The organism is Meiothermus cerbereus DSM 11376 (assembly GCF_000620065.1).
Lineage (GTDB): Bacteria > Deinococcota > Deinococci > Deinococcales > Thermaceae > Meiothermus > Meiothermus cerbereus.
In genome coordinates, this window is the sequence record NZ_KK211063.1 from 36,651 (window position 1) to 49,204 (window position 12,554).

14 protein-coding genes are annotated in these 12,554 nt (G+C 60.7%); 12 read left to right on the plus strand and 2 right to left on the minus strand.

The genetic code is table 11. The features are described 5' to 3' along the window. Window positions 1-22: 22 nt before the first annotated feature. The 12 genes from Q355_RS0114920 to Q355_RS0114975 all read left to right on the plus strand — a co-directional run bounded on the left by Q355_RS0114920 (window position 23) and on the right by Q355_RS0114975 (window position 10,162). Window positions 23-655, plus strand: coding sequence for a roadblock/LC7 domain-containing protein (locus Q355_RS0114920; protein ID WP_027878517.1), 633 nt, complete (start codon window positions 23-25; stop codon window positions 653-655). Window positions 656-667: 12 nt separating this feature from the next. Further along, a complete protein-coding gene (locus tag Q355_RS0114925; RefSeq protein WP_027878518.1) occupies window positions 668-2,518 on the plus strand; it encodes a hypothetical protein in 1,851 nt (616 codons plus the stop codon). 190 nt (window positions 2,519-2,708) lie between these two features. Beyond that, window positions 2,709-3,470 (plus strand): sugar phosphate isomerase/epimerase family protein, encoded by a 762-nt coding sequence (locus Q355_RS0114930; protein ID WP_027878519.1) that lies wholly within the window; start codon window positions 2,709-2,711, stop codon window positions 3,468-3,470. Window positions 3,471-3,777: 307 nt separating this feature from the next. After that, entirely contained in the window at window positions 3,778-4,533 is a 756-nt protein-coding gene (locus tag Q355_RS0114935) for a c-type cytochrome (RefSeq protein ID WP_027878520.1), read from the plus strand. A gap of 9 nt (window positions 4,534-4,542) precedes the next feature. Then, window positions 4,543-5,034 (plus strand): hypothetical protein, encoded by a 492-nt coding sequence (locus tag Q355_RS0114940; protein ID WP_027878521.1) that lies wholly within the window; start codon window positions 4,543-4,545, stop codon window positions 5,032-5,034. A 24-nt stretch (window positions 5,035-5,058) separates the two neighbouring features. Further along, window positions 5,059-5,703, plus strand: coding sequence for a QcrA and Rieske domain-containing protein (locus Q355_RS0114945; protein ID WP_027878522.1), 645 nt, complete (start codon window positions 5,059-5,061; stop codon window positions 5,701-5,703). 9 nt (window positions 5,704-5,712) lie between these two features. Continuing rightward, a complete protein-coding gene (locus Q355_RS0114950; protein ID WP_027878523.1) occupies window positions 5,713-7,002 on the plus strand; it encodes a cytochrome b in 1,290 nt (429 codons plus the stop codon). A gap of 140 nt (window positions 7,003-7,142) precedes the next feature. Beyond that, window positions 7,143-7,655, plus strand: a complete 513-nt coding sequence (locus tag Q355_RS0114955) for a hypothetical protein (RefSeq protein ID WP_027878524.1) — start codon at window positions 7,143-7,145, stop codon at window positions 7,653-7,655. Between the two features lie 470 nt (window positions 7,656-8,125). Continuing rightward, window positions 8,126-8,668, plus strand: a complete 543-nt coding sequence (locus tag Q355_RS0114960) for an FAD-dependent oxidoreductase (RefSeq protein ID WP_027878525.1) — start codon at window positions 8,126-8,128, stop codon at window positions 8,666-8,668. Between the two features lie 24 nt (window positions 8,669-8,692). Further along, window positions 8,693-9,430, plus strand: coding sequence for a flavin monoamine oxidase family protein (locus tag Q355_RS0114965; protein WP_281172039.1), 738 nt, complete (start codon window positions 8,693-8,695; stop codon window positions 9,428-9,430). A 151-nt stretch (window positions 9,431-9,581) separates the two neighbouring features. Next, entirely contained in the window at window positions 9,582-9,800 is a 219-nt protein-coding gene (locus tag Q355_RS0114970) for a DUF433 domain-containing protein (RefSeq protein WP_027878527.1), read from the plus strand. Beyond that, a complete protein-coding gene (locus Q355_RS0114975; protein WP_036259744.1) occupies window positions 9,797-10,162 on the plus strand; it encodes a DUF5615 family PIN-like protein in 366 nt (121 codons plus the stop codon). Before Q355_RS0114970 ends, Q355_RS0114975 begins: the two co-directional genes overlap by 4 nt. 1,240 nt (window positions 10,163-11,402) lie before the next feature. On the opposite strand, the gene Q355_RS0114980 is transcribed toward Q355_RS0114975, so the two are convergent. After that, on the minus strand, window positions 11,403-11,735 hold the full coding sequence (locus Q355_RS0114980; protein ID WP_027878529.1) for a hypothetical protein: 333 nt from the start codon (window positions 11,733-11,735) through the stop codon (window positions 11,403-11,405). Between the two features lie 24 nt (window positions 11,736-11,759). Further along, window positions 11,760-12,497, minus strand: coding sequence for a hypothetical protein (locus Q355_RS0114985; protein ID WP_027878530.1), 738 nt, complete (start codon window positions 12,495-12,497; stop codon window positions 11,760-11,762). Between the last annotated feature and the right edge of the window lie 57 nt (window positions 12,498-12,554).

Genomic DNA, 12,554 nt, shown 5'->3' on the forward strand with positions numbered 1-12,554 from the left:
TTACACAACCTCTGGAGGACGATTGGACAACATCGAGCAAAAAGTCGTCGAGGCCCTGTCGCAGGTGATCTCACCCCTGGCCGCCAGCAGCTTGCTAAAGCGGGCTCTGGGCGGGCGGTCGCCGGAGTTGCTGGGGCCGCAGGGCTGGGCCGAACTGATCGAGGGGCCTTTGCAGCAAGAGCTCAAAGGGATTCTACCCATGAGCGGGTTTTTGCCCGAACTAGAAAAGCTGGCACGCCAGCTCAAGGCCCAGCGCCCCCAACAGGCCCAGGCCCCCGCCCAACCCACCCTCGAGACCACCGACCCCACCGAGCAGATCTACCTGCAAAGTGCGCAAGAGCGAGAGAAGTTGGTGCTGGAGCTGGCCAGGGGGGAAGGGGTGCTGGCGGTGGTGCTGGAGTCCAGTTACGGGCGGGAATACCGTCTGGGAGCCCACAACGAAAGCCTGATGGAGCTGCTTACGACCATACATCGGTTACTTGAGCGCAAAGGGAGCTACCGGGTGTTTTACACTGTGCTCAGGGAAGCTCAGCTGGTTCTTCGCCCGTTAGGCCGAGGCTACCTGGCTGTGCTCACACGCAACGAGGCCAATCTGGGGCAATTGCTATATCGAATGGGCAAGATTGAAGCCCTCCAGGTAGGCGCCGAGCAATAGGAGGTTATGACCATGAAGCGTTGGTTCGCAATAATCACGCTGTTCAGCCTGGCCTGGGCCACACCGGCCCTCACCCTGTACGACCAGCTCGCACCCACCCTGGACCAGGTGCGCGCGCTGCAAAACAGCAACCCCGCACGGGCCCTGGAACTCCTTTCCAAAGCCGAGGACGACTTCCGCAAGGGGGCAGGCGAACTAGCCCCAGTGCTGCGCGAGGGGGTGCAACAGTCGTTGGCCGATGCCCGCCAGGCCCTGGCCCGCCGCAGCAAGGCCGACCTCGAGGCCCGCATCCAGATCATCAAGGCCATTATGGGCAAGGCCCTCTACGACAGCTACTTTAGCGCCCTCGCAGCCGGCAACAGCGCCGAGGCCAGCCGCCTGCTGCCCAAGGTGCTCTCGGCCAGCGGCCTTCCAAATAGCCTGCAAGCCCAGGCTCAGGCCCTGGCTGCCGCCAACGACCTCGATGGGCTGCGTCGCCTGTTCGAGCGCACCTACGCCCAGGGCATTGCCAACGCGCTGCAGCGGGCCCAGGCCCAGACCAGCGCCGTGCAGGCCTACCTCGAGGCCACCCGGGCCTATGCCCTCTATCTGATTGTGCAGGACTCGCCCCGCGCCAGGGGCCTTAGCGCTAAGGCCTTTGTGGATGCCCTGGGCAAGCTCTCCAGCGGCAACCTGAGCAGCTTTAAGGCCGATGTGCAGGCGCTGGCAGTCCAGGCCCAGAACTTCCTAAAAGCGGTCTCGAGCCCACAAAGCCAGCAGCGAAGTAGCCCCGCCACCACCGCCCAAACCCCCCCCGCCACAGGGGGGGTTCGCCTAGAAGCCCCCCGCACTCCCCCTGCACCCAAGGAGGTGGCCCCCGCCAGGGCCGAGACAGCCCAACCTGCCGCGTACCCAGCCACCCCCCCAACCCCCAAACCAGTCCCTGTTCAGCCTGCTCCCATCCAGGACGCCTACCAACAGTTGCTGGGCGACCTGCGCTTTCTGATCAAAGACAACCGCCAGCTCGAAAGGGTGGCCGACAGCCTCAGTGGTGCGGGCATCTATAGCATCGACGACTGGAAACGGGCCCTGCTCGAGGTACGCGGTCGCCTAATGGAAGCCCAGGCCCAGGCCGAAACCGGCCAGACCGACGCCGCCCGACGTACCCTGGCCCAGGTCAATGCCCGCTACAGGACAGCTATTGCACCCCTGGTCGAGGCCTTGCAACCCCAACTGGCCCTGCGCACCAGCCGGATCCTGGGCCTGGCCGAGAACGCCGTAGGGCTGCGCACCAGCGACTTCACCGTGCTCTCGGGGGAGCTGCTGGAGAACGGCCTGGCCTTGGAGGGCAAAAGCCTGGGGGCCTTCCACAACCTGCAGGTTTGGCTGCTGCAAACCATTCTGGGCATCCCTCGGGCTTTTGTGTTCATCCTGGCCGGGCTGCTGGCCTTTTTCCCGCTCTACCTGCTGACCCTTACCTTTGGGGGGCGCAACATCTACTGGCGCTTCCTGGGGCTGGCCTTCTTCTTCCTGCTGTTACCGGCCATGATGGAGGGGCTTTCCTACATCGGTTCCATTCTGTCCGACTCGCGCTATGGCCGGCTCTCCTTCTTCGGCGCCCTCACCCACCTCTCCATTCAGCAAAACCTTTTGGCCCAGTTGTTCTGGGGCCTGACGGTGTTCCTGGTGATAATTTTCGCCACCATTGGCCTGCGCGGCATCGCGGCTCAGTTTGGCTTGTTGCAAAACCAGCGTACCCCTGTGCGGCGGGGCCGTAACACCACCATCCCCCAGGCCAGTGCAGCTACTGCAGTAGGGGCCAGCGCCAAACCCAACCCCGGCCTCACCAGCGAGACCATCGTGGAGTGGGACGAGGAGTTCTAAGCACCGATTTATCGCGCTCTTCACAGAGGTTGCCTCCCATCCGGGAAGCCACTGTGCTGCTCAGAACACAGCCATCAGGTTGTGAGCAGCCCCATGATTATGAAGAGTGCTCTACGGTGCACACAGGATACCCCTGCCACGTAACGCTATACGCTCAAACCTCCCAGGGTATAATCCACCCGGTTTTCTTATGAAACTGGGTTTCAGCCCCCTCACCGCTGGCCTGAACTACCGCCAGTCCTTCGACCTAGCCGCAGAGCTTGGGCTTTTTTTGGAGATTGCCTACGACCAACACGAGATAGACCCTCGGCTGCCGAGGGCCCGCGAACTGGCCGAGATGGGCCGGGTGGCTGGGGTGGGGTTCACCATACACCTGCCTTTTGTCGACTGGAACATAGCCTCGCTGGTGCCCCAAATGCAGCGGCTCTCCCTCGAGCGCACCCAGCGGGCCATCGCCTTTGGGGCCGAGATTGGCGCAGCCTGTGGGGTGCTGCACAGCGGGCTGGTTCCGCTGCGGCTGCCCGAGCCGGTGGCGCACGCGCGCCAGCTGGTACATCGGGCGCTCGAGCAGCTGGAGCTGGCCATACCGGTCGTGCTGGAAAACCTGGGCCTGAGCGATAGCGACCTGCTGGAAGCGCCCGCCGAGCTGGTGGAGTTGCTGGAGGCCCACCCACAGTACGGCTTCTGCCTGGATGTGGGGCACGCCCTGATTCAGCGCGGCCCTGGCGGCCCCCAGGAGTACCACTGCCTGCTGGGCCACCGCCTGCTTCATTTGCACCTGCACGACAACCACGGCAAGCGGGACGAGCACCTGCCCTGTGGCGATGGCGCAGTGGACTGGTCCTGGGTGCGGGGGGTGCTCGAGAGATTTGAGGGCACCGCAGCCCTCGAGGTCACCGGCGGCCCGGAGGGCGTGCGCCGGAGTGTGGCGCTCCTGCGCGGCAACCTCTGAAACCGTGCTGCTACCTCCGGGTTACCCCCGCCTGGCGCAACAAGTCTTCAGGAGGCCCCCAAGCACCGACGCCGACCTCGAGCGAACCTGGCGCATGGGCCCAGCCCAAACCCAGCCGTTGGTCAGGGCTACTCAGGCCGCTATCAATTGCAAGTAAAACTTCATTTTTACAATCGTCATCAGGGACATTTGACCCCCCTTAAGTTTTTATGATTGGCCTACAGGGGCGCAGGCCCCTAATTTTCTGGTAGTCTTGAAAGCAGTGCCCAGACCCCCTAAAGCGGGCCTGGCCAGGAGGAACCAAGCGATGCCGATTGAGCGAATCGAAGTCTATCTGGACGGCGGCACCGAACCCGTGCAGGTGCTCACCCAACCCCCCTTCAAAGTTACCTACGATACCCGCTCCCTGAGCGACGGGGAGCACCTGCTCCGGGTAGTCACCCACTACACCAACGGGGCCAAAGACGTAAAGGAAGTGCCCTTCAAGGTAGCCAACACCCCTGGGGTGCTGTTGCAGGGCCTCGAGGAAGGCAAGGAGGTCTCGGGCATCCTGGACGTCACCTTGCGGGTGGCCGACCCCGATATTAAGCCCACCCGCGAGCGCTTTCCCGGGCTGGCTGCGGCCATTGCCACCGCCGCCATTCTAGGGGGGGTCTGGCTCTTCTTTGCTGCTACCGGGGTAACCAACAAGACCCTCGAGGAAGTCGCCAAACCCCCCGCGGTCGCCGAGGCGGGCGCCCACGGCGGCGACCACGGCGGCCCTGTCGCGGCAGTGGACGAGGCCCTCAAAGCCAAGGGCGAGCAGGTCTACAGCGCCAACTGCGCCGGCTGCCACCAGGCCACCGGAAAGGGCCTTCCGGGGGTCTTCCCGGCACTCGATGGCAGCAAGAACGTAGCCGACAAGGCCTACACCATCAACATCCTGCTCAAAGGCAAGGGCGGTATGCCCGGCTTCGCCCAGCTCTCCGACGAGGAGCTGGCGGCTGTGGCCACCTACATCAAAAATAGCTGGAGCAACAAGTTTGGCGGCGTAACCCCGGACGAGTTCAAGGCCGCCCGCTGAGGAGGGAGCATGTATCGCAACGACACGGTAGTTCCCTACTTTGCCCTGGTCTTCTCGGTGGCCCTGTTTCTGATGGCCTACCTCAACGACCGGATGCGGGTAGTACACGAGGCCGGGGTGGTGCCCCACCTCACGGTGGGTAACATCGGGCTGATGGCTTTTGCCATGGTGCTGTTCGTGTACGGCTTTATCGGGCTCATGAGCAACTGGCTCGAGGGCTCCGAACTGCGCCCCGGCCTGCACCAACCCGAACCCAGCAGCCTGCCCATGGTGGCGGGAGTGGTGCTCTCGATTCTGCTGGTAATGCTCTCGGGCTTCTTCGTGCGCACCCTGGTCTTTGCCAACAACCCCGAGCTCGGCTACTACAACGCCACCACCCTGCAAGCCGGGGTGTTCGCGGCAATGATGCTTATTCTGGCCTTGCTTATTGCCATCTACAAGAAGTTCTTCATGCCAGAAGAAGTCCTGGTTGAAGACGAGAAAAGCGACTTCCCCTGGTAGCACAGAAGTTTGGAGGATTTGAACATGGCTGATCATGAAGCCACTGCCCACCACCACGAGCACCACCCCGAAGACCCCCAGGCCCACGCCACCCGCCGGGCCATCCTGCAGGCAGCCATCGGCGTGAGCGCGGGCGCTGCGGTGCTCTCGACGCTGTGGGTAGGCGCGGGCCTAATACCGCGTGAGGAAAAGATTCCCAGCAAAGAGCCTGTGGCCGTGGGCGATACCCTGGTCTTTGCCACCGGCCCCAAGGCCGACCAAGAGATTACCCTGGATGATCTGCGGGCTGCCCAACAGGAAAAAATCCCTTTCATCATCGCTTTCCCCAAAAGCCCCGAGAACGTGGTCAAAAAAGACCTCATCACCAACACCCTTATGGTCATCCTGGCCGACCCGGCCAAGATGAGCCCGGAAACCCGCCAGTATGCCTCGCCCGAGGGGGTGCTGGCCTATTCGGCGGTCTGCAAACACCTGGGCTGCACGGTAAGCCAGTGGCAAAACGACACCTGGCTCTGCCCCTGCCACGGCGGCCGGTACGATATTTACAACCAGGCCAAGGTGGTGGGGGGCCCCGTGCCCGCACCGGTGCCCCAGCTACCGGTTAAGGTGGAGGGGGGCAAGGTGGTGGTGGCGGGTGAGTTCCTGGGCAAGCCCGGTGCAGACGTATAGGGAGGAAATATGTATCAGTGGCTAGACGACCGTTTGAGCATCGGAAAGCTATACGCCAAGGCCTTTCGCAAGGCCTTCCCGGTGCACCACTCGTTCTTCCTGGGCGAGATCACCCTGTTTTCCTTTGTCACCCTGGTGCTCACCGGCATTTTCCTGACCCTCAACTACGAGCCCTCCATCCGCCCGGTCTCGGGTTCACTCTCGGGTGGGCAGGAAGTACCCGCAGCCTACTACTCGATTCTCTACATTGACTCGCTGCCCTTTGGCGCGGTGATCCGCTCGCTGCACCACTGGGCCGCCCACATCATGATTGCTGCGGCCTTTCTGCACATGCTGCGCATTCACCTGACCGGGGCCTACAAGAACCCCCGCGAGCTGAACTGGATTGTGGGGGTGTTCCTGCTGGTGCTCGCCATCATCACGGCGTTTACCGGCTATGCCCTGCCCTTTGACAACTACGCCCTCACCGCCACCAAGATCGGCTACGAGATTGGCGCAGCAGCCCCCTGGGTAGGCAAGCTGCTCTCGGATATCCTCTTTGCCGGTGAGCTCTCTCCCACCAACGCCCAGACCATCCCCCGCCTCTACCCCATCCACGTCCTGTGGCTGCCGCTGGCCCTGATTGGGCTGATTGGTGCGCACCTGGCCATCATGATTAAGCAAAAGCACACCCAGCCCAAGTACGCCGAGAAGGTCGCACCGGGCAAGATTGTGGGGGTGCCGCTCTTCCCGCAGCAGGCCGCCATGATGGGGATTCTCTTCCTGGTCTACATCGCTGTGACCACCTTCATCGCCGGGGCTTTCCTGGCCCACCCGGTGCAAGCCTTTGGCCCCCCCACCGCCAACACCCCGCCGGTCAAGCCCGACTGGTATTTCATGTGGATTTACGGGATTCTGCAAATTATCCCGGCCAACTGGCGCTTTGAGTTCCTGGGGGCCACCTTTGGCCCGCAGTTCTGGGGCGGTATCCTGGTGCCCACCGTCATCATCCTGGGGGCCCTGGCCATTCCCTTCCTGGACTACTCCAAGGAGAAAAGGCGTTACCTCGAGCTCCCCAGCCAGCACCCCTTCCGCACCAGTTTTGTGGTCGGGATGCTGATGTTTTACATCATGAGCACCCTGGCTGGCTACAAGGTGGATCTGGGTCTTTCCAACGGCCTGCTGTGGGTACTAGTCTTTATCGTGCCCATCATTACCGGGGTGGTCTGCTACATCATCCTGAAGGCCGTCTACGGTAAGGACTGGAATCAGGAGCCTGAGGTCAGGCTGATTGGCAAAGGCTCCGCCGCCGACGATTAAAGCCCGTTCTATCCCAAAGCGCTCCCCCACGGAGCGCTTTTTGTTTTGATTCCGCTGCACAGAGCGCTTTGAGCCACCCGGAAACTCCATGGCTGAGTCCAGTACAGCACCAACGGCTGGGAAGAGCGTAATAATAAAGCATGCTCGAGCCGTACATCCTCCTGTGGGATGTGCCTGCTGCGGCCCATCGGGAATTGAAAAACCTGGGGGCTACGCCCCACGGTCACTATTGGTGGCTGCATTCCCCGCTAAAGCCCGACCCGGAATACCTTTACCAGCAGCAGGCGCGTTTTGCGGAGCGTGCAGCCCAGCTCTCGGCAACGCTCCACTGCACCGCCCTGGGGGTGGTGAACCTCGAGGACACCGCCCTGCTGCTCTGGGTCTACCACCAGGGTCGGCTGGTTTTTCAGTACGACTCCAACCCCATGTACCTGGGCTGTCCGGTGTGCTCGTACAGCAGCGAGACTGTTGGAGCCGAGGTACACGGGCTGGAGGAACTCTGTCGCTTGCGGGGCGTACCCCACCGCGCCCAGGCCCTGCGCGCGTGGCTGGTACGCCGCAGGGGGTTGGGATTTTTGAGCGAGCATGAGCGGCTGGAGAGGACGCTGGCCCTGCTCGAGCTACCCACCTCGGGTGCATACACCTCGCAGTAGAAACCCCCCTTCCTGCATGGCTAAACAACAAGGGGGCTCCCTGCGCGAGACTTCCGTCCCAGCGGCCAAACCCTCAACCCCTGGCTTCGTCGGGCCACAGAGCTTTACGAATAAATATACGCTTGTGAAATAAGGCGCTACACGCTAGAGGTGGGATTTTCGGGTATTTCGCTACCAGAAAAAATACGGTTTTTACCCTAATTGTGTGTAATCCTTCATCGGGCCCTAGGGGGCTCGAGCTAAACTAAACGTACCCCCGTTTTGGGGAAACCAAGCCCGAAAGGAGGTTGACAGAGCACCGCAACGATTTTCCGATTGCAGGTCTGACCCTGAGTTCAAGCAATTCGACGAACTGCCACCACACGGTATGCCACCGTGCGATGGAGCGACTAAGTCGGCAGGGTGATGCCCGAGCATCCAGAACAATTCTCGGGAGAAAGGTCACAAGAAGTGTAAAAAGGTAGATTTGCATGAAAACGCTTGTCATAGGTGCCGGAGCCGCTGGCCTAGCCGCGGCCCAAGACCTTCAGAAAGCGAGACATCAGGTTACCGTGCTTGAAGCCCAACACCGCGTCGGAGGACGCATCCGCACCGATAGAAGTTTTGCTGAAGTACCCATCGAGCTGGGCGCGGAGTTCATCCACAGCAGCCAGGTTCCCACCTACCCCCTCCCCCAACAATTCGGCCTGCGAACCATCTACTTCAACCAGCAGGAAGACACCCTGGTGCGCCTGCCGGATGGAAACTTGCGTACCATTGCCGAGGTGGGCTCTAAGGTGCTGGGCTACAACAACATCCGGATGGTGGACTGGCCCCAAGCTTTGGGCGAGGAATCGCTGGCCGAGTATCTACAGCGCAACCAGCTAGCCGGCCAGAAAATACCCTACAAACTGCAAGAATACATCTCCGACTTCGATGCTCCAGAAACCCTCAGCGCCAAAGCCGCACTGGAGTTTCTGTACGACAAGTCCGCCGAGGAGGGCGACTACCGCATCCTCGAGGGCTACGATTAACTAGCGATAAAACTGGCTTCCTCACTGGACATCCGGCTGGGGGCCGCGGTGGAGACGCTCGAGTGGGGCCCTTTTGGTGTCAAGGCCCTCACCACCGACGGGCGCATCTTCCTGGCCGACCAGGCTGTAATTACCGTTCCCTTGGGCGTGTTGAAAGCCGGGAAAATCCGCTTTGTGCCCGAGCTGCCCGAGGAGAAGCAGCAGGCCATCCATCAACTCGGCCTGGCCGATGCGGTCAAGCTCTTCTTCCAGTTCGAACAGCCCATCTTCCCGCCTGGCATTGTGGAGCTGTACCTGCCCGGCCACAGCCCCGACGAGTGGTGGAGCAGCGCCGCCGGCCACGGGGTGGGCTTCGAGATCCTGACCGCCCTGGCCACCGGCCCCAAAGCCCGCGAGCTCTTGGCCTTGCCCGAGGAAGAGGCCCTGCAAAATGCTCTGCAAACCCTGCGCCGGGCCCTGGGCCAACCCGACCTCACCCCCCGCAAAGCCCGGCTGGCCCACTGGCAGGACGACCCCTACACCCTGGGGGCCTACTCCAAGGCCAGCGTGGGGGCCTCCCAGGCCCGCAGCATCCTGGCCCGACCGGTGGGCAACCGGCTATTTTTCGCGGGTGAACACACCGCCTCCAACGCCTGGGCCGCTACCGTCCACGGGGCCTACGCCAGCGGACGGCGGGCCGCCCAGGAAATCCTGCAAGCCCGGCCCCTGGTCTACCCTGTACGCCCCAAGCCCCTGCGGCCCGCTTTGCCCGTGGGGGCCTGAGGGCCACCCCCATTCCGCATGAGATGGGGGTTTTGTCTCAACAGACGTGGTCTCCCTCCGGGGGGCAACTGTGCAGGACAAAGCAATCGAGCTGTGAGCGGCTCAATGATTTTGACGAGCGCTCTGCGCCAATCTGGTATAGCATGGCCTTATGAGGTTGTCCGAGCGCATTACCTTCAACCCGCTGGTTATGGGCGGGCGGCCCTGCATTCGGGGAACGCGCATCACCGTGGGCACCATCCTCAATCAGCTTCGTTTCCAGACCCCGGCGGAAATCCTGCGCGACTATCCCGAGCTAAAACCAGAAGACATCGACGCCGCGCTGGAGTACGCGGTCTTTCTGGCCGAGGAGCGCGAGGTTGCGCCTTGAAAATCCTGCTGGACATGAACCTCACCCCTCGCTGGGTGGGGTTCTTGCGTGAACGGGGCCACCAGGCCGTGCGCTGCTCGGAAGTAGGGCTGGCCAGTACGAGCGACCTCGAGGTGTTGCGCTTCGCCGCCGCCCACGGATACCTGCTTCTAACCCACGACCTCGACTTTGGCGACCTGCTCGCATACAGCCGCGAGGCAGGCCCCAGCGTGGTGATTCTGCGGGGAGTAGATTTGCGTCCCGAGGCCAGCGGAGAGCGCCTGCTGCAAGTGCTGGCGGCTATAGCAAAGGAGCTCGAGGCCGGGGCCATCGTGGTGATGGACGTGCGCCGGATTCGCGTGCGCCCGTTGCCTTTGGGGTAGCAGGGCGAGGCACAGCAGATTTGGGAACCGCTGCAGGTTCGTGCCAGTAGACCCACCAAGAACCAGACCCAGGCTACCCAACTGCGAATTTTACGCCTCGAGTAAGGATTCTACCCCCATGTATTCACATCTTCGCTCTGCCAGCGCCCCGTAGGCAGTGCCAGTAGGCCTTGTTCAATCCGTGAAGTATTGGAAAGCCGGCAGGCCCGGTATATTGCCCAACGTTGCACCCTGCAAACCTACCCCGCTCCTACCGCCCCAGCATGTCGCACCCGAGTCGAACCGAATCAGGGTATCGCCTGCGAAGATAGGCGTTTGCCTGAAGCACCCTACAGTGGCGGTTGTAAAGGCTCCGCTGCCCCCTTGTTGGGAAGGAAGCAGGCTGGTGGTTCCTGCAAAACCAAACTGTGGCGCAGACAGGACAGAGCAGCCACTCACGCCCTGGCCATACACACTCAGAGATGTGGATGCGAACTGGTCGAAGCCACGCCTACACGCGGTGCCCCCGCAGCTTTGCGCCGTGAGAAGTAATACCAGATTCGGTTAGTTCGTCACCGTTCGGTGACGAACTAACCCGACCGAAGGGATACGCTTTCTTCGCCGAGCGCAGCGAGGGGTGTGCTCTAGGATTCAAAAAGATAGCCTCTTAGCGCTTTTTGTTTGAAGATTATCTTTTTGAATCCGGTATTACCCCACTTCCACCTTTCTATGCATGCCGATCAGGTTTGAATCTCAAGACAATGAACCACTACCCAAGTGCTCGCAGGGCCGCGTAGTTAAAACCTATAGCGGCAAGAAGGGCAATCAATGCAGAGATAAGCACTACCCGTGCCCTAAAGGAGGCCGTTTCATAATCCGTACGGGGCCTACGCCAGCGGACGGCGGGCCGCCCAGGAAATCCTGCAAGCCCGGCCCCTGGTCTACCCCGCACGCCCCAAGCCCCTGCGGCCCGCTTTGCCCGTGGGGGCCTGAGGGCCACCCCCCATTCCGCATGAGATGGGGGTCTACTTCACCTATCCTGGCTTCGACCGAATGGGAGCTCCGGTACGCAACAAATCGCACTTCGTGCCCCTGGACACGCGGAGGACACAGCAATGTATTGCCTTTAGCACGGTATATCGAGGTCTGTCGTAGCGGATCCTGAAGGTATGCCCCCTTCTGTACGGCAAAGCCAATACTCACGTAGGATTGCAAGGCTCTTGATCTGGACAGTGAATCGTACTACCGGTGTTGCAGCGGCTCATGGCAAAATTTGGTACGACGGTTTCACGAAAAAAGCGTAGTAAAGGGAAAGCAGAAAAAACAACAGGCCCAGTATGAGGTAATTCCAGTAAACGAAGCCTGTAAGTTCGGGGCGGTGTGCAATTAACTTACGGTTGACTCCAAAAATCGCCTGGAGACCCATAGCTAGCGCAAACAAAAACCAAAGAAACTCCGGGCTTGAGACCCATGCGCCCAGAGACAGTGCCCCCGAGGTCACACCCACGCTGGCTTTTACTGCCATCATGGTGGCCCCAGCGAAAAAAGCCACCCTACCAAAAAACTCGAAGGCGTATTGTTTAACTGCGTCCATACAACCCACCTACCTTAGATAGCCTCAGTATACGCATCCATACCTGTTTAGCTGATTGAGCCAATAATAGTAAGTGCTTACTGCAAGTGAATAACCTACCAGTGCAGCTAAGCACACTGGGGTCCAGAAGGTAAAAGGATTACAAGATGCGTATAGCGAGTAGGTGGCCGCCACAAGAGCCGCTGTAGCCGCAATAAAGTTCGCAATGATCTCCGCACAGTTGGCTTGCTGATGTTGCAAACTATCCTTTTCGAACGCCTGAACCTCAAATAGCCCGTCTAGGGAATGGGTTCCTTTGCGTACACCCCATGCAATCTTGTGAAAAACAGGCCGCCCCTGTGACGGCTTGACAAGACCTGTCACAACGAGATTTGTCGAAAGATCCGAAAATGCTAACCGTGTGGATTGCTCCGTTTTCTCGAATGTAACTCGGGACAACAGTATACTCAAGACTTGCTCCTGCTCAATGGTTGCGATCAAGAGCTCGAGGTTATTTTCATCCCACCAAATGGGAACTTGAATTACAAGTCTGCCGTTAGAATCGGCGGTCTGGGTAGCCTTAGACCAGTCTGGGTGCTTGCTCTCTTGGGCAGCCAGACGAGCCACCAGCTGGAAATGGGGGTCGGCTTCAATGAGCGCACGAGTAGCCGCCGACACCGCGTTGGGATTGGGCTGGGTCTCCACCACCCTGGGTGTACTCGAGCACCCTGCCAATACCAGCAAACCCACCATCAGCCAAGCCAGCGCCTTGCGGTTATGCATAATGCACCTCCTAAAATGGCCTTTTTTTAATGTAAGTCTACCCCCCCCCAATGTGTA

Coding starts and splice junctions, on each gene's coding strand:
- Q355_RS0114925 (WP_027878518.1), top strand. CDS start 668: ATGAAGCGTTGGTTCGCAATAATCACGCTGTTCAGCCTGGCCTGGGCC.
- Q355_RS0114930 (WP_027878519.1), top strand. CDS start 2,709: ATGAAACTGGGTTTCAGCCCCCTCACCGCTGGCCTGAACTACCGCCAG.
- Q355_RS0114935 (WP_027878520.1), top strand. CDS start 3,778: ATGCCGATTGAGCGAATCGAAGTCTATCTGGACGGCGGCACCGAACCC.
- Q355_RS0114940 (WP_027878521.1), top strand. CDS start 4,543: ATGTATCGCAACGACACGGTAGTTCCCTACTTTGCCCTGGTCTTCTCG.
- Q355_RS0114945 (WP_027878522.1), top strand. CDS start 5,059: ATGGCTGATCATGAAGCCACTGCCCACCACCACGAGCACCACCCCGAA.
- Q355_RS0114950 (WP_027878523.1), top strand. CDS start 5,713: ATGTATCAGTGGCTAGACGACCGTTTGAGCATCGGAAAGCTATACGCC.
- Q355_RS0114955 (WP_027878524.1), top strand. CDS start 7,143: ATGCTCGAGCCGTACATCCTCCTGTGGGATGTGCCTGCTGCGGCCCAT.
- Q355_RS0114960 (WP_027878525.1), top strand. CDS start 8,126: ATGAAAACGCTTGTCATAGGTGCCGGAGCCGCTGGCCTAGCCGCGGCC.
- Q355_RS0114970 (WP_027878527.1), top strand. CDS start 9,582: ATGAGGTTGTCCGAGCGCATTACCTTCAACCCGCTGGTTATGGGCGGG.
- Q355_RS0114980 (WP_027878529.1), bottom strand. CDS start 11,735: ATGGACGCAGTTAAACAATACGCCTTCGAGTTTTTTGGTAGGGTGGCT.
- Q355_RS0114985 (WP_027878530.1), bottom strand. CDS start 12,497: ATGCATAACCGCAAGGCGCTGGCTTGGCTGATGGTGGGTTTGCTGGTA.